21 protein-coding genes are annotated in these 26,597 nt (G+C 70.2%); 7 read left to right on the top strand and 14 right to left on the bottom strand.

The window, feature by feature from the left end; translation table 11 throughout:
* Positions 1-28: 28 nt before the first annotated feature.
* The 4 genes from erm to F4553_RS38890 form a co-directional block, all read right to left on the bottom strand.
* Positions 29-808 (bottom strand): ErmE/ErmH/ErmO/ErmR family 23S rRNA (adenine(2058)-N(6))-methyltransferase, encoded by a 780-nt coding sequence (erm, locus tag F4553_RS38905; protein WP_184846596.1) that lies wholly within the window; start codon positions 806-808, stop codon positions 29-31.
* A 324-nt stretch (positions 809-1,132) separates the two neighbouring features.
* On the bottom strand, positions 1,133-4,111 hold the full coding sequence (locus tag F4553_RS38900) for a caspase family protein (RefSeq protein WP_184846594.1): 2,979 nt from the start codon (positions 4,109-4,111) through the stop codon (positions 1,133-1,135).
* Positions 4,098-4,526 (bottom strand): effector-associated constant component EACC1, encoded by a 429-nt coding sequence (locus F4553_RS38895; RefSeq protein ID WP_184846592.1) that lies wholly within the window; start codon positions 4,524-4,526, stop codon positions 4,098-4,100. Before F4553_RS38895 ends, F4553_RS38900 begins: the two co-directional genes overlap by 14 nt.
* An 80-nt stretch (positions 4,527-4,606) precedes the next feature.
* Complete coding sequence (locus tag F4553_RS38890; protein ID WP_184846590.1) at positions 4,607-5,554, bottom strand: helix-turn-helix transcriptional regulator; 948 nt, start codon at positions 5,552-5,554, stop codon at positions 4,607-4,609.
* A gap of 62 nt (positions 5,555-5,616) precedes the next feature.
* On the opposite strand from F4553_RS38890, the gene F4553_RS38885 reads away from it, so the two are divergent.
* A complete protein-coding gene (locus tag F4553_RS38885; RefSeq protein ID WP_184846588.1) occupies positions 5,617-6,027 on the top strand; it encodes a VOC family protein in 411 nt (136 codons plus the stop codon).
* Positions 6,028-6,032: 5 nt separating this feature from the next.
* Entirely contained in the window at positions 6,033-6,575 is a 543-nt protein-coding gene (locus F4553_RS38880; RefSeq protein WP_312875552.1) for a YdeI/OmpD-associated family protein, read from the top strand.
* A 1-nt stretch (position 6,576) separates the two neighbouring features.
* Here the strand turns inward: F4553_RS38880 and F4553_RS38875 are convergent, their stop codons facing one another.
* A complete protein-coding gene (locus tag F4553_RS38875; RefSeq protein ID WP_184846586.1) occupies positions 6,577-7,332 on the bottom strand; it encodes a class I SAM-dependent methyltransferase in 756 nt (251 codons plus the stop codon).
* Between the two features lie 70 nt (positions 7,333-7,402).
* On the opposite strand from F4553_RS38875, the gene F4553_RS38870 reads away from it, so the two are divergent.
* The 3 genes from F4553_RS38870 to F4553_RS38860 all read left to right on the top strand — a co-directional run bounded on the left by F4553_RS38870 (position 7,403) and on the right by F4553_RS38860 (position 10,807).
* Positions 7,403-7,978: a TetR/AcrR family transcriptional regulator gene (locus tag F4553_RS38870; RefSeq protein WP_184846584.1), complete on the top strand. Its 576-nt coding sequence runs from the start codon at positions 7,403-7,405 to the stop codon at positions 7,976-7,978.
* The gene (locus F4553_RS38865) at positions 7,962-9,425 is read left to right on the top strand and encodes a nitrilase-related carbon-nitrogen hydrolase (RefSeq protein WP_184846582.1); all 1,464 of its coding nucleotides are present in this window, start codon (positions 7,962-7,964) and stop codon (positions 9,423-9,425) included. The genes F4553_RS38870 and F4553_RS38865 overlap by 17 nt, the downstream gene beginning before the upstream one ends.
* Positions 9,426-9,544: 119 nt before the next feature.
* On the top strand, positions 9,545-10,807 hold the full coding sequence (locus F4553_RS38860) for an MFS transporter (RefSeq protein ID WP_184846580.1): 1,263 nt from the start codon (positions 9,545-9,547) through the stop codon (positions 10,805-10,807).
* A 71-nt stretch (positions 10,808-10,878) separates the two neighbouring features.
* On the opposite strand, the gene F4553_RS38855 is transcribed toward F4553_RS38860, so the two are convergent.
* From F4553_RS38855 to F4553_RS38840, 4 genes are all read right to left on the bottom strand, one after another.
* Positions 10,879-11,043 carry a hypothetical protein gene (locus tag F4553_RS38855; RefSeq protein ID WP_184846578.1) on the bottom strand — a complete coding sequence of 55 codons (165 nt, stop codon included), beginning with the start codon at positions 11,041-11,043 and terminating at the stop codon, positions 10,879-10,881.
* A gap of 59 nt (positions 11,044-11,102) precedes the next feature.
* Positions 11,103-12,350, bottom strand: coding sequence for an aminotransferase class I/II-fold pyridoxal phosphate-dependent enzyme (locus F4553_RS38850; protein ID WP_221470654.1), 1,248 nt, complete (start codon positions 12,348-12,350; stop codon positions 11,103-11,105).
* Between the two features lie 10 nt (positions 12,351-12,360).
* On the bottom strand, positions 12,361-15,417 hold the full coding sequence (locus F4553_RS38845) for a putative bifunctional diguanylate cyclase/phosphodiesterase (RefSeq protein WP_184846576.1): 3,057 nt from the start codon (positions 15,415-15,417) through the stop codon (positions 12,361-12,363).
* A gap of 169 nt (positions 15,418-15,586) precedes the next feature.
* Positions 15,587-18,592, bottom strand: coding sequence for a putative bifunctional diguanylate cyclase/phosphodiesterase (locus tag F4553_RS38840; RefSeq protein WP_184846574.1), 3,006 nt, complete (start codon positions 18,590-18,592; stop codon positions 15,587-15,589).
* A 182-nt stretch (positions 18,593-18,774) separates the two neighbouring features.
* On the opposite strand from F4553_RS38840, the gene F4553_RS38835 reads away from it, so the two are divergent.
* Entirely contained in the window at positions 18,775-20,340 is a 1,566-nt protein-coding gene (locus F4553_RS38835; RefSeq protein WP_184846572.1) for an oleate hydratase, read from the top strand.
* A gap of 55 nt (positions 20,341-20,395) precedes the next feature.
* Here F4553_RS38835 and F4553_RS38830 read toward each other — a convergent pair whose 3' ends face one another.
* The 4 genes from F4553_RS38830 to F4553_RS38815 all read right to left on the bottom strand — a co-directional run bounded on the left by F4553_RS38830 (position 20,396) and on the right by F4553_RS38815 (position 24,576).
* Positions 20,396-21,736, bottom strand: coding sequence for an FAD/NAD(P)-binding protein (locus F4553_RS38830; RefSeq protein WP_184846570.1), 1,341 nt, complete (start codon positions 21,734-21,736; stop codon positions 20,396-20,398).
* Between the two features lie 128 nt (positions 21,737-21,864).
* Positions 21,865-22,212: a hypothetical protein gene (locus tag F4553_RS38825; RefSeq protein ID WP_184846568.1), complete on the bottom strand. Its 348-nt coding sequence runs from the start codon at positions 22,210-22,212 to the stop codon at positions 21,865-21,867.
* 132 nt (positions 22,213-22,344) lie between these two features.
* A complete protein-coding gene (locus F4553_RS38820) occupies positions 22,345-23,370 on the bottom strand; it encodes an LLM class flavin-dependent oxidoreductase (protein ID WP_184846566.1) in 1,026 nt (341 codons plus the stop codon).
* Between the two features lie 54 nt (positions 23,371-23,424).
* A complete protein-coding gene (locus F4553_RS38815) occupies positions 23,425-24,576 on the bottom strand; it encodes a helix-turn-helix domain-containing protein (protein ID WP_281395605.1) in 1,152 nt (383 codons plus the stop codon).
* Between the two features lie 183 nt (positions 24,577-24,759).
* Here F4553_RS38815 and F4553_RS38810 point away from each other — a divergent pair, with 183 nt between their 5' ends.
* Positions 24,760-25,509, top strand: coding sequence for an alpha/beta hydrolase (locus F4553_RS38810; protein WP_184846562.1), 750 nt, complete (start codon positions 24,760-24,762; stop codon positions 25,507-25,509).
* Positions 25,510-25,540: 31 nt separating this feature from the next.
* On the opposite strand, the gene F4553_RS38805 is transcribed toward F4553_RS38810, so the two are convergent.
* Entirely contained in the window at positions 25,541-26,527 is a 987-nt protein-coding gene (locus tag F4553_RS38805) for an App1 family protein phosphatidate phosphatase (RefSeq protein WP_246468033.1), read from the bottom strand.
* Positions 26,528-26,597: the final 70 nt, after the last annotated feature.

Here is a 26,597-nt window from a genome sequence, read left to right as displayed (position 1 = left end):
CGACCGCCGGGCCCGCGACCACAACCCCTCAGCGCGGTGCGTCCAGCAGGCGGAACAGCGCCAGCCACTGCTCCGGCCAGACCAATCCGACGGGGGAGCCGACCGCCAGCCGCGCCGCCCGCAACGCTGCGGTGACGCGCCGCCCGCCGTACCGCCGGGCCAGCGTCGCCTGCAATGTGCCGCCGACCCCGGTGAACCCCAGCTCCACGAAGCTCCGGTAGGCGACGAGCGCATCCCGCTGCACCAGCGGCACCGGTCGCCGGACGATCCGCAGGATGCCCCCGTCCACCCCCGGCACCGGCCGGAACGCCGTCCGGGGAACCCGTCCGGCGAGTTCCCAGCTCACCTCCGGCCAGGTGCTGATCGTCAGCCTGCTCCACCTGCCGTAGTCCCCGGTCCGTTTGCGGGCGTATTCGAGCTGGGTGAGCAGGGTCGCCGATGTCATCGTCTGGGCCCGCAGGCACCAGTCGACGACGGCGGCGGTCAACGCGTAGGGGATGTTGCCGACGACCCCGAACGGCTCCGCCGGGGGTGCCGCGCGCAGGAAGTCCTCCACGCGGACGGTCAGCCCCGGCAGCCGGGGCAGGTCGGCGGCGATCGCCGGGTCCACCTCGTACGCGATCAGCCGCCGGCACTTGCGGGACAGCTCGGTGGTGAGGCTGCCCTGACCGGCGCCCACCTCGTACACCAGATCGGTGGGTGTGATCTGCGCGGCGGCGACCAGACGCCGGGCCGCGACGGGGTCGGTGAGGAAGTTCTGGCTGAACGCCCGGCGGGTGCGGGCATGCTCGTGCTTCGGCAGCGCCATAACCGTGGTCCTGTCTGCCGCCGATGTGGCGGCGAACGCGGACAGGCGTCATCGTGGCCCGTCCGGTGGGAAGAGGACGCGGAGGGCCCTGGCGGCGCGGTGGCTACGGGTTACGAGGCGGCGCGGCCCAGGGCGCGACGCTGGAAGCGCAGGCGGGACGAGTGCAGCGGTCCCCGCGCGACGGGCGTCGAGGCCCGGCCGAGGAGGGCATGCGTCGTGATCATCGGGCGAGCATAACCGGGCGGATGGTTCCGGTCACTGCATTTACGCCCATCCGATCGGAACAACCCGTCAACCACGTTAATACCGCGGTATGAGCGGGAATCAGATTTCATCAGCGCCAACCGGTTCGATTGAATTCGAGTCAATCCATGCCTTCATCGCCCGCTGAAGCGTCCGCAGAAGTCCGATGACGTCAGCGACCTTGACGTCCCCGCTGGCGATCGACCTCGGCTTGCCGCCACCCAGAACGATCGCGAACTCCCCCGAAGCGGTGAATTTGAGGTCGGGAAAGTCAGCGTACGGGACCCTGGTGACGACTTTGTCATCCGTGCCGTTGCGATGGCATACCTCGTAGCCCGTGAAGAGCAGGAATCCACGCCCTCCGCCGAACAGACTGAGGTCGACAAAGAGCAGGATCTCGTCCAGGCCCGGCAGCACCCGATATGCGTGGTTGGCTTTGCTTTCGGGAATCGGGGGGCGATGGCACCGTGACGATCGAAGCGGACTATCGCGGATAATCAGTCGGACCGCCGACGACAGCGGATGGGCAGGCCCGTGGTGGAACACGGCCACGCGATCGGACACCAGCAAATCTGCCTGGTCGATCGCGCCGACTCTGCGCAGTCTGCTCTCCAGCAGTTCGACGGCGAGCCGCATGCTCGACTGGGCGTACGCGCTGACGATCAGGTTTGCAGCCTCGGTATCTTCCTTGGCGACCAGAACTTGAATGATGTGAACGAGCGTGGCGATGGGCCTGCGGCCGACCTCCACCAGCACCTTGTGCAGTTCCGGTCTGTCGGACTCCCCCTGAAGCGCGTGTATCACCGCGACGCAGTCTTCGGGCGGTAGATCGGATGAAGCGCTCACCAGCATTCGAGCGACATCTGGGGCGGTCACACGAGTCACTCGTAGGAGGGAGCCGAGGCTTCCCGGCGACCGGTTTGCGATCGTCACGAGTATATGACGCCGGAAAGGCACCGTGCTGTTGATGAGTACGCCTTCGAGCTTGCGCCCAATCGACGGATCGTCGAACATGTACTTGATCAACTCACTGTGCCCGATACCAAGCAGCGACGGCATCAATACGGCTAGATCCGCTTCGGAGCGTTGCCGTACAACCGCCGCCGCCATGGGGCGAAGAATGTGAAGTGCGCCCGCTCTGCCTCCGGCTTCAAGAACAGCTCCCAGCACGGCGACGTCGCTCGCGACCACTACCTCCTGGATGACTTCCACCTCATCCAAGGCACGCAATCCTGAGAGCTCGACCAGCGCCACTATGATCTCTTCGGCCGGTCGATACTTGACGCCGACTTCAATGACATTGCGCGCGTCTATGGGCCGACCACCATCCCGCATCCGCTCGGCGAGCACCGCTGTGCCGCCGAATTGGCCCAGCCTGGCTCCGCACAGCAGCAGCGCCCGGGCCGAGGCGTCATGGTTGTGCTCTCGAAGCTCGGCGGCGATCTCGATAAGGTCGAGGACACCCATGCTTCGTGCGCACCGCGTTACGACGTGATCGGCATGAGTGTCAGGACCGTGCTGGAACATCGCCGCGATGAGCTCGGCCATCCCGACGACGCCGACGCTCGCCTCGTAAGCCAGGTCAATGAGATGGATCGCCTGGTTGGGCTGACCGTCCTTGTGGATGATCGACGCCACCTGCGCAACTTTGGACGCCGACCGCAGCGCTATAACCGCAGCCGAACGCTGGTACAGCCGACTCGCCAGGTCCTCGTAGCCCGCGTCGTGCAATCCGTCCGCCCATTGGGCGAGTTCCGCCGGCGGAACTCGGTCCGCCGCGCGCGTGAACATGCCTTCTATGTCGTCAGCGAGCGTGGACGCGCGCATAGCGGTGGTGAGCTCGACGAGCGTGGCGTTGGCCGCTGCGAGAGTCAGCGCGCCATCAAGGACTTTCGTCAGGTATGCCTGCATTCCTTCGGCATGCAAGGCGGAGGCCAACGCAATGACTTCGTCTCGTGACTGCGAGCGGGAACTCTCCAGCAGCAAGGTGATCTGCTGCTCCTGACCGGTTGCATTGAGCGCGGCGACCACCGCCAGAATTTCGCGAGGCGGACGTACCATCACGCCCGCATGCACCTGGGTCGCGAAGTTGTAGTTCGCGACGGAGTTCAGCAGCGCTAGCAACGAAGCGACGATCTGATCAGCGCAGATCATGCCAGCGGCGCGGAATAGGTCAGCCGCCTCAACGGCGTCCAGTCGCTGCGCTTGGGCCATGATTTCCCGGGGAGGAAGGCGCCGCAAAGCCGACCACTTCACCAACGGGTCGGTAGAGGGCGGTGGACTCGCCAACGGGTCGGCAGCGGGCGGACTCATCCTGCCAGGTGCGGTATGGAGGCGGTTGCGAGCGATGGTGACCCGGCTTCCCTCGTCGCGATTGCGCTGCTGGGGGATCGGATGGTTCTGAGCCCTGAGCTCACCTCGAAGGTGGAAGTAGAGGGTGTCCAGGTCGAGTAGATCGGGCTTGCCAGGGATGCCCTCCTCGAGAGCCCGGATGAGTTCCCCGGTGAAGACCGTGTAGTCGGCTCCTACCGGCGCCAGCGCCTCCAGATGCTGAGAGGTCGCCGTCATCAGGTAGGTGCCTTTGATCATTGCCTGGTCGGCCATGTCGGTGGCAGGTCCCATGGCGCCGATCGCAATGCCGCTGTAGCAGCAGTCAAGTATGACCACCTTCGCCGCCGGGCCGCGGTTCGGACTCAATGCTCGCCGTATCTGGTTGAACGGCACCGATCGGTAGAGGTGCTCACTGTCCGAGTCCGGCAGGCCGAGGTAAAGGTCGTCGAACACTTCAGGGTCACGAATACCGTGTCCCGCATAGTAGACGATCAAGGCCTCGCTGGCGGCTTCCATCGCCTCATGGATGGGGTCGATGACGTCCGCGACCGTCGCCGGATTCATGACGACACGACAGTTCTCCGACGGAAGGCCCCATATCTCCGAGTCGATCAGCAGGCGTTGCAGCGTATCAAGATTCTTGGCCACCGCCGGAATCGCAGGCATGTGTCGATAGGCGGATGTGCCGATGAGCACCGCGCGGGATTTCTGGGGATCAGCCAGCCTCATCAGATTTCCGTTCAGCAGCGGCAAGAGCGGTGAGCACTGTGATTAGCTGCTCCGTGGTAGCTGGCGACGCGTCCCGAGGGGTCACATCCAGCCCTCCAATGGAGAAGGTGCACTGCGGCGGACGTGAGCGAGACTTCAGCCAGGACGCATAGGAGATGAGAAGACTGGCGATCGCCGTCACGTGCGTAATCACCAGGTCAATAGTCTCGACCGCGCCCATGTGCCCTGGTGGAGTGTGCGAGTTCCGTAGGACCTTTGCCGACGCCGCCACCTCTTGGTCGTCGCGAAGCCAACGGTAGAGGTCCATCAGGCCCGCGAAGTCGTCATGCGTCTGGACCTTTATCAGCACGCGGCACTCCAGACGTTGGTTGCTCATCGAGACCACACTCTGGCACAGCACGTCTGCTATGGGCATCGACCTTCACCGTACGAATCCGTCAGATCAAGGACAACCGCCCGTCGTGCGGGATCTACACTCATGGAGCCGCGGCACCGTCAGGCAGCGGCGTAGCGGGTGGCGAGTTCATGCAGGAAGTCGCGCAGCTCGGGCGGGTCCAGGACGGTGAAGCCGACGCCGAGGCTGCCCAGGAACGCGGCGAGCTCACCCAGCGAGTCGCCCCCGGTCTGCAGCTCGCAGGAGTCGCCGTCCACCGAGGTCAGCAGTCCCGCGCTCGGCGGCAGCAGCTCCCCCATCGCCTCGATAGGCGCGTGCAGGCGTACCCGGGCGGGGTGGCGGTAGGCGAGCGACCCGGTTCCGCGTACCACCTGCTTCCAGGCGTCTTCGGCGGGCATCTCCCGGGCGGCGAACCGCGGACCGTGCGGCAGGCGGGGTTGGATCCGGTCGGCCCGGAAGTTGCGCCAGTCCTTGCGGTCGAGGTCCCAGGCGAGCAGGTACCACCGGCGCCCGGTGAAGACGAGCCGGTGCGGCTCCACCCGGCGCGATGTCACCCCTCCGTCCCGGCCGGTGTAGTCGAAGCGCAGCCCGTCGCGGTCCCGCGTGGCGGCGGCGATCGTGGTCAGCACCGCCGCGTCGACGGTCGGCCCGGGTCCGGCGGCCGAGAGCGTCACCGACCGCAGCGCGTCGACGCGGTGCCGCAGGCGCGACGGCAGGGTCTGCTCCAGCTTCGCCAGGGCCCGCAGCGACGTCTCCTCGATCCCGGTGACGCTTCCGGAGGCGGCGACCCGCAGGCCCACCGCGACCGCGACGGCCTCGTCGTCGTCGAGCAGCAGCGGCGGCATCGCCTTGCCCGCACCGAGCCGGTATCCGCCGGTGACGCCGGTGCTGGAGTGCACCTGGTAGCCGAGGATCCGCAGCCGCTCGATGTCGTTGCGCACGGTGCGGGTGGTGACGCCGAGCTGGTCGGCGAGGTCCGGCCCGGCCCAGTCGCGTCGGGTCAGCAGGAGCGACAGCAACCGCAGCAGGCGGACCGAGGTATCCAACATTTTTCCAGTCTCGCACCCATTGCGGAACCGGAGCTTCCGCAATGGCCGATAGCGTTGCCGACATGAGCGAGACACAGACCCTGCGAGGGTTGGCGACCGTGACCTACTGGGCCGACGACCTGGAGGCGGCGAAGGACTGGTACTCCGAGTTCCTGGGACTTGCGCCCTACTTCCAGGTGCCGGGCGGCTACTACGAGTTCCGGCTCGGCGACTACCAGCACGAACTCGGCATCATCGACGCCAAGTGGGCGCCGCCGGGTTCGGTCCGCGGGTCGGGCGGGCACGTCGCCTACTGGCACGTCGACGACCTCGACGCGACGGTGGCGAAGGCGATCTCCCTCGGCGCGACGCTGCACGAGGCCGCCCGCGAGCGCGGCCCGGGCTTCGTCACCGCGACCGTGATCGACCCGTTCGGCAACGTGCTCGGGTTGATGTACAACAAGCACTACCTGGAAATCCTCGGGTCGAGGTGAACACCGTGGACACCTTCGACACCGTGCGGCAGTTCGAGGACTGGATGGCGGCGAACCACGACAGCCAGGCCGAGGTGTGGATGCTGATCGCCAAGAAGGGATCGGGCCGGACCACCCTGACGATCGGCGAGGCGCTGGACGTGGCGCTGTGCTACGGCTGGATCGACAGCCAGCGCAAAGCTCACGACGAGGACTTCTACCTGCAGCGATACTCGCCCCGGCGGCCCAAGGGCTCCTGGTCGAAGGTCAACATCGCCAAGGTCGAGGCGCTGACGGCGGCCGGGCGGATGCGCGCGCCCGGCCTGGCGGAGGTCGCGGCCGCCAAGGCCGACGGGCGGTGGGAGGCGGCCTATGTCGCGCAGCGCGACGCCACCGTCCCGCCCGATCTCGAAACGGCGCTCGCCGCGCACCCGGCGGCGCGCAGCGCCTTCGAGTCGCTCGGCAAGACCGACCGATACCTGGCGATCCTCCAACTGCTCAAGGCGAGGACACCCAGGACCCGCGCGGTCAAGCTGGAGAAGCTGATCACCGGCTGGGAGCTCGGCTAGATCACACCAAACCATCCGGGGGTACGCCGACCGCCGGCTCGCGGCGGAACAGCGCCGTCCAGAGGAAGGGCTCGCCGAAGGCGGCGGAGTCGGGAGCCTCGTCGTGCATGCGGCGGAGCTCGATCTCGGTGAGGTCGGCGAAGATCCAGCGCAGTGACTCCGCGGTGTACGCGACGCCGCCCTGGAGCCTGGCCTGGCGGTAGAGGTCGATGTCGGAGAGCTCCGAACCCATCGCACCGGCGGCGAAGCAGGTGAGCCCGAAGTGCCCGCCGGGCGAGAGCGTGCGGTCGAGGAACTCGCGATAACCGACCCGCCGGTGCGGTGGCAGGTGGTGGAAGCAGCCGGAGTCGAAGATCAGGTCATAGGGGCCGGTCAGCTCGGCGAGGGCGAACGCGTCGCCGCAGTGGAACCGGACGTCCGCGCCCGCCTCGCGCGCCCGGTCCCGCCCCCAGGCGATCGCCGCCGGGGAGAGGTCGACGGCGTCCACCCGGAAGCCGCGGCCGGCGAGGTGGATGGCGTTGCGGCCGGGACCGCAGCCCAGGTCGAGGGCGCGGCCGGGGGCGATCAGTCCACGGTCGAGATAGGACGCGAGGCTCTCGTCGGGCTTGGCGGCGAAGAACGGCACCGGTCGGGAGCGGTCGGCGTAGAAGTCGTCCCACCAGGGCGCCGCGTCGGCGGTCCAGCGGTCGGCCCCGGGCTCGAACAGGTCGTCCAGCAGCCGCATCACGTCGTCCATCGTGCGGATGTCGCGGTCCATCCGGTCCCCCTTTCCTCCGTGGCGATGATAGCCCTTGTCTACACCGTAGACCTAGGTCTACGGTGTAGACATGGAAACGACGGTGGAGCGCCTGCTGGCGGCCGCACGCGAGATTCTGCTGGTCGAGGGCGCGGCGGCGGTCAGCATGCGCCGGGTGGCGACGGCGGCCGGGGTCACGGCGATGACGATCTACCGGCACTTCGCCAACAGAGATGCCCTGCTCGCCGCCGTCGCGGACGCGAGCTTCGCCGAGATCGCCCAGCGCTGGGCCGCCCGCCCCCGCGCCGCCGACTTCGACACCAGGTGGTCCGAGCTCCTCGACGACCACCTCGACTTCGCCCTCGGCGAGCCCCGCCTCTATGACTTCGTCTTCACCGAGCGCCGCGAGGGCGCTCGGCGCTGGCCCGACGACTTCCGCGCGGGCGGTTCGCCGTCGCTGAACCTCGTCGCCGACGCGCTCGCCGACGGCGTGCGCCAGGGCGTGCTGCGCGACGAGGACATCTGGGACTGGGCCCTGACCCTCGCCGCGCTGATCCACGGCCTCGTCGCGATGCACCGGGGCGGGCGCATCGATCTGACCGAGGCCGAGATGCGTTCGCTCTGCCACCAACTCGTCGGAGGAGTCATCCATGGTTACCGCGCTTGAGCTGCCGCAGGCACCACCCGCCGCCCCACCCGAGCGGCGACGGCGCGCCACCGCCACCGTGTCGGCGGTGGTCGCGTCGGCGGTGCTGGTGTGGTTCGGCACCGGGCTCAGCCCGGTGCCGTGGCTGACCTGGCTGGCGCCGATCCCGATCCTCGTGCTCGCCACCAGGGTCCCCGGCCGTGTCGCGGCGGCGGCGGGGTTCGTCGCGTGGTTCGGCGGCAGCCTCACCGTCTGGACCTACTACACCGGCACGCTGGAGGTGCCGGTCCCCGTGGTGGCCGGCTTCCTGCTCGCGCAGGGGCTGGCGTTCGCCGGTGCCGTGGCCCTGTTCCGGGCACTGGTCCAGCGGGGCCGGGTCGTGCTGGCGGCGCTCGCCGCACCGGCGGTGTGGGCGGGCTCGGAGTACCTCCTCTCCCTCGTCTCCCCCGGCGGCGCTTTCACCAGCCTCGGCTACACGCAGGCGGAGGTGCTGCCGGTGATCCAGGTCAGCGCCGTGACCGGCGTCTGGGGCGTGAGCTTCCTGCTGATGGCGGTGCCCGCGCTGGCGGCGGCACTCGCCGGACGTACGGGGTGGCGGCGGCTGATCGCGACCGGCGCCGTTCTCGCGACCATCACGCTGGGCGTCGGATTCTGGCAGCTCCGGGCGCCCGCCACCGGCGTTGCGCTGACGGTCGCGATGGCGAGCATCGAGACGACGGAGGACTCGCTGCCGCTGGCGTCGCCGGAGGCCCAGCGGGTCCTCGCCGACTACCTGCGCGAGGTGCCCGCCGTGGCGGCGGCCGGCGCGACGGTGCTGGTGCTGCCGGAGAAGGTGTTCAAGGTGACCGCTGCCGAGCTGGACGTACTCGGGGGGCAGCTCACCGCCGTCGCCGCCGAGCACCGGATCACCATCGTCGTCGGGCTGACCCTCAAGGACGCGACGGGTGTCCACAATGTGGCGATGGCCTACGCCGCCGACGGTGCCACACGCTACGACAAGCACTTCCTCGTCACCGGGTGGGAGGACCACATGACGGCCGGGGATCGGCTCTCCTTCCTGCCCGGCACCACGATCGGGCTGGCGATCTGCAAGGACCTCGACCACCCGCAGCTGCCCCGCGCCTACGCACGGCAGCAGGCCGGGATGCTGCTCGTGCCGGCGCTCGACTTCGACCGCGACGGGTGGCTGCACAGCCGGATCGCCGTGGTACGCGGGGTGGAGAACGGGATCACCGTCGTCCGCAGTGCCGGGCGGGGGCGGCTCACGGCATCGGACCCGCACGGGAGGCTGCTCTCCGACACCGCTGTCGACGCCGGTGCCACCGTCACGACGGTCACCGTTCGGGCGGGTTCGGGGCGCACCGCGTACACCCTGATGGGTGATTGGTTTGCCTGGGTCTGCTTTGCCCTGGTGGCGGTCGCAATCTGGTTGACAGTGCTCGGCCGGGGACGGAGACTGGCCGCATGACAACCTCGCGCAGCTTCGGCGAATCCCCGGTGCCGCGCGTTCTGAGTGGACTGCTGACCTTTTAGGAGCAGGGCGCCGCTTCCGGCACCGGTCTCTTTCTGAGCCCGGAGAGCGTCTCCTTGTCTGCATATCGGCTGTACCTTGTCATCTACGGTGTCGGTGCCTTCGCCGCCAACACCGCCTTCACCCTCAACCTCGTCTATCAGAGCCAGGTCGTCGGCCTCGGCCCGCTGCAGCTCGTCCTCGTCGGCACCCTGATGGAGGTCGTCTGCTTCGTCGCCCAGGTGCCGACCGGTGTCATCGCCGACCTCTACAGCCGCCGGCTCTCGATCATCGTCGGGTACGCGCTGATGGGAGCGGGTCTGCTGCTGTGGGGCCTGCTGCCGTCCTTCACGGCGATCCTCGTCGCCAACGCCGTCTGGGCGGTCGGCGCGGTCTGCGTCGACGGCGCCGAGGAGGCGTGGGCCGCCGACGAGATCGGCGAGGAGCGCATCGGCCGCGCCTTCGTCCGCGGCGGCCAGATCGGCCAGGTCGGCACCCTGCTGGGGATCGTGGCCGCGGTCGGGCTGGGCAGCCTCGACCTGGCGCTGCCGATCGTCGTGGGTGCCGTGGTCACGCTGGGGCTGGTCGGGTTGCTCGCGGCGGTCATGCCGGAACGCGGTTGGGCGCCGACGCCGGCCCCGCAGCGCACCACGCTGCACTCGATGCGGGCGCAGGTCGTGCTCGGCGGGCGTACCGTCCGCCGCTCGGCGATGCTGCTCGGCCTCGTCGCGGGCACCCTCTTCATCGGCATGGGCAGCGAGGGCTTCGACCGGCTGTCGCAGCCGCATTTCCTGGCGGACCTGTCGCTCCCGGCCGGGCTCTCGCCGCAGGTGTGGTTCGGGGTGTTCGCGGTGGTGGCCGCGTTCGGGTCGATCGTCGTGACCGGCCTGCTCGGCCGCCGTATCGACACGCTGGCACCGCGCCAGGTCGGCGTGGTGCTGACGGTCACGCAGGCGGTCGCGGCGGCGGGCATGATCTGGTTCGGGCTCGCGGGCAGCTTCTGGCCGGCGGTCGGGGCCTACCTGGTCGTGACGCTGATGCGCGACGCGACGCGGCCGGTGCTCAACCTGCTCATGGTCGCGGCGACGACCTCCCGGTCGCGCGCCACGGTCTTCTCCATCCAGTCGCAGGTCGACGCGCTCGGCCAGATCGCGGGCGGACCACCAGCCGGGTACGCCGGCCAGCGCCGCTCGATGGGCGCCGGCATCGCGACATCCGGCCTGTTCGTGGTGCCCGCCGTGGTCCTCTTCGCCCTGGTGGCGTCGAGGTTCGCGCGCACCCCGGCAGGGCAGCCCCTGACCGCCGAGACCGCCGAGACCAGCGCGTCCGGCGCTCGGTGATCACACCGTTTTCCCCGAAGGTGGGCTGATCATGGTCCTTGATCGCACCATCTTCGGGGAAAACGGTGCGATCACTCCTGGCGACGGCGCCGGGCTGCCGCGAGGGAGATCACGTCGCTTTCCCGGAACCAGACGTGATCATGGACAGTGATCACGTCTGGTTCCCCGAACTTGACGTGATCATCAAGCGCGGCGCCCCAGGAACCCAGACCGAGCGGCATCCAGTTCCGCGTCATCAAGCTCTTCCTTTAGCAACAACTCTTGAAGAGTTGGTGCTAAAAGTGGGACCAACTCTTCAAGAGTTGTGACGATCTTGGACATTGGACCGCAGCACGCCGCGGTCGGCGAGTTCGGTGAGCACCCGGCACAGCTCGTCGACCTGCTCGTGCGTATGCGCTGCGGTCAACTGCAGCCGGAACCCGGTCTGACTCCTCGGCACCAGCGGATAGGCCGCCAGCGTGGCGTAGACACCCCGCTCCCACAACAGCTCCGACACCTCCGCCAGATCCCGCCCCGGCGCCACCAGCAGCTCCACCACCGGCGTCGACCCCGCATTAGGCGTCACCGCCCCGAGCGACCGCACGTGCTCCAGCACCCGCACCGAGAGTGCATGCAGATGCGTACGCAGCGCGTCACCGCGCCGCTCGTTGACGTCGAACCCGGCCAGCACCCCCGCCAGGGACGCCACCGGTGACGGGCCCGAATACAGGTAGGGCGCCGCCGTCACCTTGAGGTGCTGCTTCACCGCCGGAGTGACCGCCAGGAATGCCAGCATCGACGAGTACGCCTTGGAGAACCCCCCGACCAGCACGATCCCGTCGTAGCTCTCCCCCAGGTGCCGCACGATCGCGTTGCCCCGCACGCCATAGGGGCTGGGTTCGTCGGCGCAACGCTCCCCGAGGATCCCGAATCCGTGCGCGTCGTCGACGTAGAGCAGCGCACCGTGCGCACGCGTGACCGCAGCCAGCGCGGACAGGTCCGGCACGTTGCCCGTCATGCTGTTGACCCCGTCGAGGCAGACCACCCGGGGATGGTCCGTCGGAGCAGCGCGCAGCAGATCGGCGAGGCCACCGGGGTCGGCGGCGTCGAAGCGGCGCATGGCGGCCCCGTTGACCCGGGCGTGGTTCGCGCCATCGAAGATCGTCTTGTGTGCCTGCGCCTCGACGAAGACCGTCCCCGCACCGACCAGCACCGGCAGCACGGAGAAGTGGATGTGCGTGATCGTCGGCAGCACCAGCGTGTCCGGTGCGCCGAGCAACTCGGTCAGCCGCTCCTCGATCTCCGGATACAGCCGCGGGTTGCCGAGCAGCCGCGACCAGCTCGGATGGGTCCCCCACCGGCCCAGTGCCCCGACGATCGCGTCGATGATCTCCGGATCGAGATCGAACCCCAGGTAGTTGCAGGACGCGTAGTCGGTCAGCCAGCGATCGCCGATCCGGATCCGCCGCCCGTCGATCTCCTCGATGACCGCGTCGTACATCGCCGTCTGGTCCAGCAACCGCTTGAGCTCGTCCGTGGACGGTGCCTGGTGGCCCATGGACATCGGGCGGCTCCTAGATCGGTGCAGCTATGGTGTCAAATTCCTCGATGATCATTGACAGGGTTGCCTGCGGTGTCAATGGGCGGGCGAACCGGAAGCCCTGGCCGTAAGGACAACCGAGGCTCGCGAGCAGGACGTGCTCGGCGGCGGTCTCGATGCCTTCGGCGATCACGTCGAGGCCGAGCGTACGGGCGAGGCGGATGATCCCGTCGACGAGAGCCGCCTGCTTGGGGTCCGTGGTGATCGAGGCGGTGAAGAGCTTGTCCAGCTTGACCGCGTCGAGCGGCACCTGGTGCAGGTAGCTGAGCGAGGAGTAGCCGGTGCCGAAGTCGTCGATCGCGATGCGGACGCCCTCGCGCCGCAGCGCCGCCAGGTCGGCCAGGATCCGGTCGTCGTCGCGCATGAGCATGCTCTCGGTGATCTCGATCATGAGACGGTGCGGGGGCAGGCCGGCGTGGCTCAGCGCGGCGTGGACGCTGGCGAGGAATCCAGCCGAGCGGAACTGGCGCAGCGACACGTTGACGCTCACGTAGGGCGCGGCGCCGCCTGCCGTCGCGTGCCAGCGACAGGCCTCGGTGATGGCCTGGATCAGGATCCACCGGCCGAGGGCGACGATGTGGCCGGACTCCTCGGCGACGTCGATGAACTGCCCGGGCAGCAGCCGTCCGCGAGTCGGATGGTTCCACCGCACGAGCGCCTCGAACCCGGCCACGGTGGAGTCGGCGAGGGTGAGGATGGGCTGGAACTCCAGCTCGAAGCCGCCCGCGACGAGCGAGCGCTCCAACTCCGTACGCAGCTGCAGCCGCTCGACGATGACCGCGTGGAGCTCGGGCTGGTAGCGGCGCCACTGGCCCTTGCCCGCGTCCTTGGCGACATAGAGCGCGAGGTCGGCCTGGCGGAGCAGTTCCGGGCCGCCGACGGCGTCGACGCTGGTGGCGATGCCGACGCTCGCCATGCCGGAGACGACCTGGCCGTCGACGATGAAGGGCTCACCGAGCGCGGCGACCACCCGGGTGGCGACCTCTTCGATCGCGGCGGCACCGGGTGCCTGCGTGATCAGCGCCGCGAACTCGTCGCCGCCCAGCCGCGCGGCGAGGTCCTCGCGGCGCAGCACCCCGGTCAGGCGCTCCGCGACGGCGCGGAGCAGTTCGTCGCCGCTGGCGTGGCCGAGGGTGTCATTGACCACCTTGAAATCATCAAGATCGATGAAGAGTACGCCGGTGACGGTGCCGGCCGCGCCGTTGGCGGACCCGACGGCCTCGGCGAGCCGGTTCTGGAACAGGGTGCGGTTGGCGAGCATCGTGAGCGGGTCGTGGAAGGCGAGCATGGTGAGCTGCTTCTCCATGCGCCGCTGCGCGGTGACATCGCGGAGGGTGACGACGATTCCGGCGACGGTGGGATCGCCGCTGAGGTCGCGGCAGGCCGCCTCGATGAGGATCTGCGACCGGTCCGGCCGCACCACGACCCAGTCCTCGTGGGCGGTGGCCGCGTCCACGGTGGTGGACGCGGTGATCTGGCTGCGGACGCCTCCGCGCGACGCGGCGTCGACCAGGTCCAGCAGCGGCGCGTCGTCCAGGTCCGTGGTGCCGAAGACACTGCTGGCGGAAGGGCTGGCGTAGCGGATGCGGTGGGTGCCGGGCGCGACGATGAGGATGACATCGGCGGTGTTCTGCACCAGGGTGCGGAAATACTGCTCGTTGTCGTGCCGGCTCACCTCCCGGTTGAGCATGATCCGCTCGATCGCCAGCGCGGCCTGCGAGACGGCCACCTCGGTCGGGCTGAGCAGGACGCCGAGGCTTGCCTCACCGGCCGCGATGAGCACCACGCCCAGGGTCGGTTCGCCGTGCGGCCGGTCGTCGAGCAGCAGCGGGCAGACCAGGGCCAGCTCGCCGCCGCCGAGGATGGCCCGCTCCGGTTCGGGCAGCGATCGGGTGTAGCGCAGCTGGGCGCCGCGCGGCATCGGCTCGCCGAAGAGGTCGGTCCGGCTGCCGTCGTTCATCACGACGCGGAACCGGTGGTCGACGTCGGGACCGAGCAGCCGCTGCACCATCTCGCGCAGGGCCTGGGTCACCGTCGCGAGATCGGCGGCCGACATCAGCGCCGCGCTGGTCAGCCGGAGGACATCGGAGCGGGCGGTGGCGCGGCGGTGGCTCGCGAGGACCTGGCGCATGCGGATGAAGGCGAGGACGGCGAGGCACATCGTGCTGAGGGCGATCACGATGCCGTGCCGGACGCCGCCGGCGAGGACCTCGACGAGCAGGATGATCTGCGGCAGCAGGCAGGTCAGGAGCAGCGCCACCTGACGCGCGACGCCGTCCCGGCGCGGACGCAGCACCCTGGGCTCGGTGAGCCTGGTCATGGACGGGTGCAGGGCCGCCGCGCCCCAGCAGGCGTAGAAGATCAGCCAGCCCAGGTCGACCGGGCCGCCGACCGCCCAGTCGCCCTGCATCCGGACGAAGCCGTAGAGGAGGTCGGCCGCGAGCAGCCCGAGCCCGCCGACGGTCAGCAGGAGCAGGGTCGCGCTCGACCGGTCGACGCTCACCAGCTTCGCGGCGGCGAGCAGTATCAGCAGGTCCCCGATCGGGTACGCCACGCAGACGAGCCGCTCGGTCAGGGTCAGCGCCGGGTTCAGGACGTGCGGGCTGATCAGGAAGATCCAGGAGAGCAGGACGAGCCCGGTCATGAGGATCAGCGCGTCGATCGACACCCGGGGTCCCCGGCGCAGCGTCCCCGTCCGGGTCAGCATCACGAGTCCCGCCACGATCACCGGGTACATGGCCAGGTAGAACAGGTCCGCGATGGAGGGGAACGGGCTGGCCAGTCCGACCACGTCGGTGAGGATGTTGTAGGTCGTGTCGCCGGCCGCGAACAGCACGATGGCCGAACCGAAGAGGATCCAGGGCAGCCGGACCCGGGGCCGGTGGCGGCGGACACCGACGAGGATCGCGGCGACGCTGCCGATCCCGACCACGGGCCAGACGAACGCGTGCCAGGCGGGGACGGCGTAGAAGAGGGTGGACAGCGCCGCCATCCACGCCGCGTACCACACCATGATTGTGCGAGACGCCATCCCGATCCTCCCGGCGAACAGAGCCGTCCATCAGCCACAGCCGCAGGGCACGTCCCCGTTGTTGCCGACCTCACAGCGCCGCGACCACAATACCGAGAAGTCGTCACCATCGTCATTGCCGGAATTTCATGCGCGGTGCGCGTACCAGTCGGATTTTTGTCCTTTGTGGTCAGATCGAGTGACCGGCGAGCCAGGCCGGCACCGCGGCGGGGTCGAGCGGGCGGGCGAAAAGGTAGCCCTGACCGAAGTGGCAGCCGAACCCGTGCAGGAGCGTGCGCTCGACCGGGTTCTCGATGCCCTCGGCGATGACCTTGAGGCGCATCGTCTTCGCCAGCTGGACGATGCCGTCGACGAGGTCGGTCTCCTGGGCCGACGAGGTGATGGCGCGGGTGAAGACCTTGTCGAGTTTGAGCACGTCGATGGGGGCGTGGCGCAGGTAGCTCAGCGCGGAGTAACCGGTGCCGAAGTCGTCGATGGCGATCTGCACGCCGTGGTCGCGCAGGATGGCGAGGTCGTTCCAGACCTGGTGGTCGTCGTCGCGCAGCAGCAGGCTCTCGGTGAGTTCGAGCATGAGCCGGTCCGGGGGCAGCCCGGTGTCGGCGAGGGCCGTGAGCACGGTGTCGGCGAAGCCCTTGGCGTGGAACTGCCGGGCCGAGACGTTGACGCTGACATAGGGCGTGCCGGGCCAGGCGACCGCCGTGGCGGCCGCCTCGCGCAGCACCCAGGTGCCCAGGGCGACGATCGTGTCGGACTCCTCGGCGAGGTCGATGAAGTCCCCCGGCATCAGCAGCCCCCGGGTGGGGTGCAGCCAGCGGACGAGGGCCTCGAAGCCGACCGGCGTGTGGTCGTCGAGGCAGACGATGGGCTGGTAGGCGAGCTGGAACTCGTCGCGCGCGAGCGCGGTCTCCATGGCGGCGCGCAGCTCCAGGCGTTCGATGATCGCCGCCGACAGGGCCGGGTCGTGGCGGCGCCACCGGGCCTTGCCGTCGCTCTTGGCGACGTAGAGCGCGAGGTCGGCCCGGCGCAGCAGGTCCGGGACGGTCGCCGGGTCGCCCGTGGTGGCCACGCCGATGCTGACCCGCCCGGAGACGAAGCGGTCCTGGATGTGGAAGGGCTCGGCGAGCGCGGCGATGATCTGCTCGGCGGTGCGTTCGGCCTCCTGCGGGCTGCGTACGCCGCGCAGCAGGACCGCGAACTCGTCGCCGCCGATCCGGGCGACCGTGCCGCCGGTGACGGCGATGCTGGTGAGCCGGGCGGCGACCTGCTGGAGGAGCTGGTCGCCGTAGTCGTGCCCGAGCGTGTCGTTGACGATCTTGAAATCGTCGAGGTCGAGGAAGAGCACCGCGACCTCGTCGCCGCCCGCTCCGGTGAGGCCCTGGGCGGCGTGGAGCTGCTCCTGCAGGGCCGCCCGGTTCGGCAGCCCGGTCAGGGAGTCGTGGTGCGCCCGGTAGGCGAGCTCCGCCTGGAGCCGCCGCTGCTGGGTCGCGTCGCGCAGGGTCACCACGATTCCGGCGACGGACGGCTCGGCCTGGAGATCCTGGCAGAGGACCTCGGCGATCACCGTGCCGTCGCCGGGCCGGGCGATCTCCCAGTCGCGGATGCTCGGCTCGTCGGCCCGGACACCGCCGAGCTGCTCGTGTGCGGCGGCCCGGCTGGCGGGCCCCACCAGGGAGAGCAGGTCGTGTCCGACCAGCCCGGTCCGGCCGAACAGCCCGGTCGCGGACGGGCTGGCGTAGCGGACCCGCTGGTCGCCGGGGTCGACGATGAGGATGACGTCGGCGGTGTTCTGCACCAGCGCGCGGAAATACTGCTCACTGTCGCGGCGGACGATCTCGCGGCTGAGGTTGATCCGTTCGAGGGCGAGCGCGGCCTGGGCGGCGACCGTCTCCACCGCCGACGGCAGGGTGATCAGGTGCCGCTGCTCGGCGGCGACGACGATCGCGCCGAGGAGTCCGTCGCCGGTCGCCTCCTCGTCGAGGGTGAGCGGGCAGACCAGCGCCGACTGCCAGCCGGCCACTCCCGCCCGCAGGCCCGGCGGCAGGTCGGCGACGGGGATCACCCGGGCACCCGGCTCGGTGATCGCCGGGACGAGACCGCTGCCGGCGCGCGGCATCGCCACCGAGTGCGCCGAGCCGGACGGCAGCAGCCGGGCGACCGCCGCCGCGATCGCGGAGTGCACGGCGACGGGGTCGTGTGCGGCGACCAGGGCGGTCCCGGCGATGCGGACGGCGTCGGCACGGATCAGCTCCCGCCGGTGGCTGCCGAGGACCCCGATCAGCCGGGTGAGGACGAGGCCGACGCTGACGGCGGCGAAGACCGAGACGGCGGTCGTGTCGTGCACGCGGCCGCGGCTCGCCTCGACGAGCAGCACGACCATGGGCAGCAGCGAGGCGAGCAGGAGCCAGACCTGGCGGGCGGCGCCGATCTCGCGTACGCCGGTGGAGAGCGGCCGGGTCAGTTCGGCCATCGACGGGTGCAGTGCCGCCGCGCCCCAGCCGCCGTAGAGGAGCATCCAGCCGACATCGGCGGCGCCGCCGACGGAGCCGTGGCCGCGCAGCTCCGACATCCCGTTGAGCACGTCGGCGACGAGCAGGCCGGTGGCGCCGATGGTCAGCAGCATCACCGCGACCGTGAACCGGTGCACCACGATCAGCCGGCCGACGGCGGCGAGGACGAGCACGTCGGCGACCGGGTAGGCGACGGAGACGATCCGCTGGCCGACGGTGAGGTCGGCGTCGAGGAGGTGCGGGTTGATGAGGAAGACCCAGGAGAGCAGGCCGAGTCCCGTACCCAGGATGAGCACGTCGAGCGGGAGCGCCCGGTCGCGGACCGCGGCCCCGGGTCGCGCGAGGCTCAGGATCGCGACGATGAGGGCCGGGTACATCGCGAGGTAGAAGAGGTCGGCCCAGGACGGCAGCGGGCTGACCAGCCCCCGCACGTCGGTGAGGTACTCGTAGACGGTGTCGCCGGTGATGGAGAGCAGCAGCGAGGCGAAGAGCAGCCACCACGGCCACGCCGGCCGGGGCCGGTGCCGTCGCACGCCCACGGCGATCGCCGCCGCGCTGCCGAGGCCGATGGCGCCCCAGAGCAGGTCCGCCCACGGGTCGGGCAGCACGAAGACGCCGACCAGCCCCGCGAGGAAGCCGGCGGAGAACCACCTGACCGCCGTACCCATCAACTGTTACCCACCTCACCATCTGTACTTGGCCAATCACCTGCAGTGATCCGATAAGCGAGAATAGCTCGCGATACTGGTAGGTAACATCGAGCAGCTTGCCCGCGAACCCGTCACCCGCCCCAGCCTGGGCCGACATACTGAGGTCGGTTTGCCCATCTTTAGTAGGGAGTACGGGGACTATGGCGAAGGCATATCTGGTGGGCAGCGGCATCGCGTCGCTCTCGGCGGCGGCGTTCCTCATCCGCGACGGCGGGTTCGCCGGCAGCGACATCGTCATCCTGGAGGAGCAGGACCGCGAGGGCGGCAGCCTCGACGCGGCCGGGTCCCCCGAGACCGGCTACACGATGCGCGGCGGCCGCATGTTCGAGATCCACTTCGACTGCACCTACGACCTGCTCCGGTCGATCCCGTCGCTGGACGACATCTCGAAGTCGGTGACCGACGACACCTTCGCCTTCCACGACGAGTTCGCCTGGGACGACCACGCCCGGCTCGTCGACGCCGACGGCAAGACGATCGACGCCCACTCCATGGGCTTCTCCGAGCGCGACCGGCTCGAACTGATCAAGTGCGTCGGCACGCCGGAGCACCTCCTCGACGGCAAGCGCATCACCGACTGCTTCAGCGAGGAGTTCTTCACCACCAACTTCTGGTGGATGTGGTGCACCACCTTCGCGTTCGAGCCGTGGCACAGCGCGATCGAATTCCGCCGGTACCTCAACCGGTTCGTTCACCTCTTCAAGACCTTCGACACCATGTCGGGCATCTATCGGACCAGGTTCAACCAGTTCGACTCGATCGTCGCGCCGATGCTGGCGTGGCTCGGCGAACAGGGCGTCACGATCGAGCTCGGCACCCGCGTCACCGACCTGCGGCTCGCGGCAGGCGACGCCCTCACGGTCGAATCCATCGTGTGTACGCGAGCGGGCGAGCCGCGGGAGATCCCGATCGGGCCCGGCGACCTCGTCATGGTCACCAACGGCTCGATGACGGCCGACTCCACGCTCGGCTCCACCGACACCGCGCCGGTCCTGGACACCTCCGGATCGAGCGGGGCGTGGCAGCTGTGGCGGGACCTCGCCGCGAAGCGGCCCGGCCTCGGCAACCCGGCGGTCTTCGACTCCTCCATCGAGGACTCGACCTGGGAGTCGTTCACCGTGACGACGAAGGACCCGACCTTCTTCACCCAGATGCAGGAGTTCAGCGGCAGCGAGGCGGGCAAGGGCGGCCTGATCACCTTCAAGGACTCCAACTGGCTGCTCACGATCGTGCTCAACCACCAGCCGCACTTCCGCGGCCAGCCCGCCGACACCTTCGTCTGGTGGGGCTACGCCCTCTTCCCGGGCAAGAAGGGCGACTTCACCGGTAAGCCGATGTCGGAGTGCACCGGCCGGGAGATCCTCGACGAGGTCCTGCAGCACCTGCAGATGGAGCAGCACGAGCGGATCCTGGACAGCGCCGTCGTGATCCCGGCGCTGATGCCCTACATCACCAGCCAGTTCCTCGTCCGCCGCAAGGGCGACCGGCCGGACGTCGTCCCGAAGGGCTCGACCAACCTGGCGTTCATCGGCCAGTACGCCGAGGTCCCCGACGACGTCGTCTTCACCGTCGAGTACTCCGTGCGGACGGCGTGGACCGCCGTCGCCGAGCTGCTCAAGCTCGACAGGAAGCCGCCGTCGGTCTACAAGGGACAGCACAACCCGAAGGTCCTCATCGAGGCGCTGGAGACCCTGCACCGCCGCTAGCCGTGGTCAGCGGTGGCGCCCGTGCGGCGCCACCGCCGGCGATGACCGAGCTGCGCTATGCCTGAGCCGCGGTGAGGCGCTGGGCGAGGGCGCGGGCCTGGGTGCGGATCTCCGGTGCGGCCGTCGTCTCCCACAGCGTGCCCCGGCGGGGCGGGCCCAGCGTCCAGATCGCCGGGTTCACCGTGCCGTCCTGCCGGATCAGGGCGCCGCTGCTGTCGACATCGAGGCCGAGCCGCTGCGATCCCGGCCGGGCGAGCCCGGCGTCGAGCAGCGAGCCGACGAGCGGGTCGGCGGTGAGCAGGCTGCCGGGACCGGTGCAGTTGACGACGGCGGCGTAATCGCGCACGTGCACCCCGCCGTCGCGGTAGCGGGCGGTGACCTGCAGGCCCTCGGCCGACGGGGCACCGACGCGGCGCAGCTCGCCTGCGCAGATCTGCAGCCGCCCGGCGAGGCGGAGTCGGTCGATCTCGTCGGCGACCGGGGCCGGCATGCGGTGGCGGTGCACCTCCCAGTAGCGGGCGAGGTGGCGCAGGAACCGGGAGCGCTCGGTGTCGTCGAGCGCCGCCCACAGCTCGTCCCAGTGGTGGCGCAGCGCGTCCATCACCGCGCGCCAGTCGCCGGTCGTCTCGGCCCGGTCCCGCAGGATGCGCAGCATCCGCCCGGCGGACCCGGCGGCGGCGAGCTCGGCCGGCGAGATCTGCACCGGCATCGGGCCCTCCCCGGGGCGGCGGTGCGACTGCGGCAGCAGCCCGTGCCGGGAGAGCATCGTGACCGGCGCGGTGGTGCCGTTGTTGACGAGGGTGGTGGCGACGTCGACGGCGGTGAGTCCGGTGCCGATCAGCAGCAGCGGTCCGTCACCCAGCCCGGACAGCGCGTCGGGCTGCCACGGGTCGGCGATGTAGCGGCCGGAGTCGCGGGCGTCGAGATCGACGTAGGCGGGGGTCGCGGGCTGCGGGTGGCCGAGCGCGAGCACGATCTGGTCGGCGGGCATGACGACGCCGTCGGAGAGCACCAGGGCCAGGGTGTCGCCGCTGGTGACACCGATGCGGGCCACCCGGCCCCGGTAGACGGCGAGCCGGTCGGAGTCGGCCTTGCGTAGCACGTGGGCGAGGTAGTCCCCGTACCAGGTGCGGGGGACGAAATCCGTGGGGGCGGTGGCCCGGTTGCGGACGCGGCACCACTGCAGGAAGTCGTCCGGCTGGTCGGGGTCGGCGCTCATCGCGCCGACGGGCGAGTTGAGCAGGTGCCAGGGCGCCGCCGCGCCGTAGGCGATGCCCCGGCCGGGCTGGGCGGCCGGGTCGATCAGCGTCACGTGGAAACCGGCGTCGAGCAACTCCCGCGTGGCGAGCACGCCGCTACAGCCGCCGCCCACCACGACCACCCTGGTGCCGTTCATCGACGCACACTCCCTAAAGCCCATAAATCCTACCTGCATAGTAGAACTTAGATGGGGCGCACGCCAGTTTAGTGGCGGTCCCGGTGCGCCATGATGGCGTACCGGCCGGGGTGTGGGGTCGACCCTGATCAGCTGCAGAGGATGGCGAAATCCGACGTGCCGGTCGTCCGATAGACGTTGTAAAGGGTGCCGCCGCAGTAGTAGGTGACATCGCCGCTGCCGCTGGCGACGGTCGAATAGACACCCGGCGACTGATAGCGCTGGATGGACACGCTCAGCGGGATGTCATTGCCGTCGTCGCAGAACCAATAGCGGTAAGCGTTGATGAAACCGCCCGCGGACTCGTAGTGCCCGGCCCCCATCGAGCAGCCCGGAGGCGCAGCCTGCGCCGGGGTGGCGCCGACGGTCAGCCCGCCCGCCGCCAGCACCGCGGCGAGGGCGACGATACGCATGCGCGAGGCAATCGATCGACTCATGGCGACTCCCATTCTCGGCACTCGGAGAATTGATCGACAATAATTGATATCTATTCCCGATGCTCTCCCCCGCCGTGATGCTTGTCAACGCCGACCGGCCCGAATGGCACTGCGCCGGATCCGCCCCATCCCCTAGTCCGTGGCGAGCAGGTCGGACAGGATCGGCAGCACCCGCCGGCCGAAGAGCTCCACGGCCGCCAGGACCCGGTCCGCGGGCGCGCCGCCGATGTCCATGACGACCATCAGGCGATCGAGACCCATGGCCCGGACCAGGTCGGCGAGGCGCCGGGCGACGTGGTCCGGATCGCCGCAGACCGCCGGACCGGCCAGCAGCGCGGCCGCGTCGGGCACCGGCCCGGTGCCGCGCAGCGACGCCGCGAAGGTCGCATAAGCCTGGAGGTACGGCCGCCACCGCCGCCAGGCGACCGCGCCGTCCTCGTCGACCCACGCGTGGATCGGCAGGCCCACCCGGGCCGGGGCCCCTCGGTCGGCCATGCCGAGCCGATAGCGCTCCATGATGGACAGATGGTCCTGCGGTGACCGCAGGCTGCTGGGCAGCATGAACGGCAGGGCGTGGTACGCGGCGAGGTCGGCGCTGATCGGCGACAGCCCGCCGCCCATCCAGACCCGAGATGCCACCGGCCGGTAGGGGCGCGGCTGGACCGTGACGCCGTCGAGCGGTGCCCTGCTCGGCCCGGTCCAGCTGACCTTCTCCTCGGTGAGCAGGCTCAGCAGCAGTTCGAGGTGCTCGGCGGTCCGCTGCCGGACGGTGTGCTCGTCCACGCCGAACGCCGACCAGGTACGCGTGCTCGGCACACCCCGGGCGATGACGAGCTCGGCCCGGCCCGCCGAGAGCTGGTCGAGCAGGCCGAACCGCTCCGCGACCCGGACCGGATCGTCGAGCCCGAGCAGCGTGACCGCGGTCGAGAGCGTCAGCCGGGACGTGCGCGCGGCGATCATGGCCAGCACGATCTCAGGCGCCGAGACGAGGTAGTCGCTGAAGTGGTGCTCGCCGACGGCGAAGCCGGAGAACCCGACCTCCTCGGCGAGAACCGCCTGGTCGAGCACGAGGCCCAACCGCTGGGCCTGGGTGACGCGACCGCCCGCGACCGGGTCGGCCAGGTGGTCGGCGAAGGAGAGCAGGAAGAGCTCGGTCATTCGCTGGGCCTCCCCGCGGAGTGTGGCTCCTGCAGGGTGCGAGCCGTAGGTCCCTCAGAGTAGCCCGGCGAGCCTGCCCAACTGCTCGATCTCGCGGTAGAGCACGGGGTGCCGCGTCCGCAGCAGGTCCCGCAGGGCCGTGTGGACCATCCTGTCGTAGCGCAGCGCCTCCGCCGACAGCCGCTGGATCGCCAGCAGCTGCAGCACCGCTGTCCCCTCGTCCCGGCGCCGCGCGCAGAGGGCGGCGATCATGGCGTAATAGGGGATCCGCAGGTTCTGCGGCATCTCCGAGTCGGGTGGTGCCGCGAGCGCGAGCTCGGGCAGCTCCTCGCGCCGGCCGCCGGTCCACGCGACGGTCATCTCCGTCAGCGTCACGTCGCTGGGCCCGAACCACACACCCCGCTGCTGCCGGGCGGAACCGAGCGCCGCGGCCGCCTGCCGGACCTGCTTGATCAGGACATCCGCCCGCTCGTCCTCCCCCAGCGACGAGGCCGCCTTCGCCGCGACCGAGAGCAGCGAGCCCCGCAGCACCGGCAGCCGATCGCCGGCCCGGTCCGCGGCGGCCGTCGCGATCGACAGGGCGAGGTGGAACTCGCGATTCTGCAGATAGGACATGGCCAGTGCGCGGGCGGCGACCACGGTGGAGGCGGGCGAGGCGGTCTCCGCGAGCGTGACCGCCCGTTCGGCGAGGACCAGGGCCTGACGGCGATCACCCACGTAGACCAGGTAGGACCTGGCGAGGCAGAGCGCATCCACCGTCGCGGCGGCGGTCGGCTCGTCACCGGGATCGTCGCGTACGCCGGCCTGAGCCGCCGCTATCACCTGCGGCAGCCGGTGCTGGCAGACGGCGACCCGGTCCGATGCGTGCCACCAGGTGTCGCGCAGCTCGGCGACGTCACGGGCCAGCGATTCGGCGGTGGTCGCCGCGCCCGCGTACGGAGAGCGCAGCGACGCGGGCAGCGCATAGCCGGCCCTCGCCTCATCGGTGAGCGCCGTCGACCGCCGATCGTCCGGCCCCGCCGACTCGCGCGGGTCGACGAGGTCGTCGAGCTGGTCGAAGCGCAGGGCCTCGACGAGCTGCATGGCGACCGAGATGCTGTCCAGGCGGCGGGTCCCGAGCTCCACCTGGCGCAGCCACTCCTCGCTGCGCCCCACCAGAGCGGCGAGGACGCGACGCGACATGCCCTGCTGCTGCCGTCGCCGCATGATCCGATCGCCTGATGGTGACCGGGTCGCAGGCATGATCACCCCCATCGAACCCTCATCCGCGGGCCTATACATCGACGCTAGCGAATTCAGCAAGGTAAAGGCAAGGATCGCCGCGTGAACGTTCGGTTATCGCCCGTAATGCCCGCGCCGGCGCTCACGGCGTACACCAGAATGGGGTTCATGACCGAGACCCCAGCGCATCTGCGGCCTTTCGTCCTGACAACGGCCGAGGTGGCTCCCGAGCGCACCGGCCCGATCGACCTCTACCTGCCCGAAGGCGGCGGCCCCTTCCCCGCCGCGGTGATCGTCCACGGCGGACCGCTGCCGCCCGGCATGACCCCGACACCCCGGGACTGGCCGGTGTTCCGCGGCTACGGCAGCCTGCTCGCGTCGCTCGGGCTCGCCGCCGCCGTCATCGACCACCGGCTCCATGTCCTGCAGACGGCCGACGGCGTGGTCCTGGACTACCCCACCGCCGCGGACGACATCGCCGTCGCGGTCGAGGCGGTCCGGGCCGATCCGCGCGTGGACGACGACCGGGTCGTCGTCTGGTTCTTCTCCGGCGGCAGCCTGCTCAGCGCCGACTGGCTGCGTGATCAGCCCGCCTGGCTGCGCGGAGTCGCGCTCACCTATCCCGCGCTGGCACCGCTGCCCGGCTGGCCGGTCGACCCGCGCTTCCGGCCCGTCGAGGCGGTCGCCGAGAGGGGCGCGAGCCTGGCGCCGATCCTGCTGACCCGGGTCGGGCTGGAGGGCCCCGACATCGCCACGACCGTCGCGGACTTCCTGACCGCTGCCGACGGTGCCGGAGTGAAGGTCGAGATCATCGATGTGCCGAACGGGCACCACAGCTTCGACATCCTCGACGACACCGACGAGTCCCGCGAGGCCGTGCAGCGCGCGGCCGAGCGGGTGCGGCAGCTGCTGAGCTGACCGGAGCGGGGCGCCCGCACGGCGGGCGCCCCTACAGCAGTCCGGCCTCGCGCATCAGCCCGGCGAGCCCCGCTCCGTCGGGTGCGGAGAGCAGGCGGCGGTCGGCCGGGCCGGAGGCCTGCGGCAGCTCCGAGAGCGACGGCAGCGCGCCCGCCAGCACGGACTGGGTGGGCGAGAGGCGCCGGATGGCGATCGCCGCCACGTTCGCCGGGTGGCTGGTGGCGAACTCGGCGTAGATCGCCGGATCGTGCTGGCCGTCGTCGCCGATGAGCAGCCACTTGACGTTAGGGAACTCCTCCGCCAGCCGGTTGAGGGTCGCCCGCTTGTGCGCGCGGCCGCTGCGGAACCAGCTGTCCTTCGTCGGCCCCCAGTCGGTGAGCAGCATCGGCCCGGCCGGGTAGAGGTGGCGCGACATGAACCGGGTCAGGGTCGGCGCGACGTTCCACGAACCCGTGGACAGGTAGATCACCGGGGCACCGGGGTGCGCGTTGGTGAGCCGCTCGTAGAGCACCGACATGCCCGGGACCGAGGCGCGGGCGAACTCGTCGAGCATGAAGGTGTTCCAGCCCGCGCGCAGCGGGCGCGGCAGCGAGGTGACCATCACGGTGTCGTCGATGTCGGAGAGGATGCCGAAGGTGACCGCGGGGTCGACGATGTGGACGGGCGCCTCGACCGGCTCGGCGCCCTCGACGCCGATGCGCACGCTGCACAGGCCCGCGGGCAGGTCGGACGGGCAGGTCATGTCGATGAACCCGCCCCGGTCGGCGGTGGCTTCGTGGCGGACGCCGTTGACCTCGACGACGACCGGCGCATCCATCACCGACAGGGTCGCGAAGCTGCGCCAGCCGCGGATCTTCTTCGCCCGCTTGCGAGGCTTGCCCTTGCCCGGCCGGGCGAGCAGCACCCGGCCGAGGACGCGGACCCAGCCGGGACCGTCCTTCCCGGCCAACCCGTAACCCGGGAAGGCGACGATGGTCGGCTCCCAGCCGCGCTTCTTGAGCCGCCGCTCGAACGCCATGTGTGCGGCGTCCTCCAGGCGGGCGGCACGGTGCAGGCGGACTTCGGCGGTCGGCTCCAGTGTCACCCGC

It is taken from the genome of Allocatelliglobosispora scoriae (assembly GCF_014204945.1).
GTDB classification, from domain to species: Bacteria; Actinomycetota; Actinomycetes; order Mycobacteriales; family Micromonosporaceae; genus Allocatelliglobosispora; species Allocatelliglobosispora scoriae.
The sequence above is the reverse complement of the archived record's forward strand: the minus strand, read 5'-3'. Positions and strand labels throughout refer to the sequence as shown.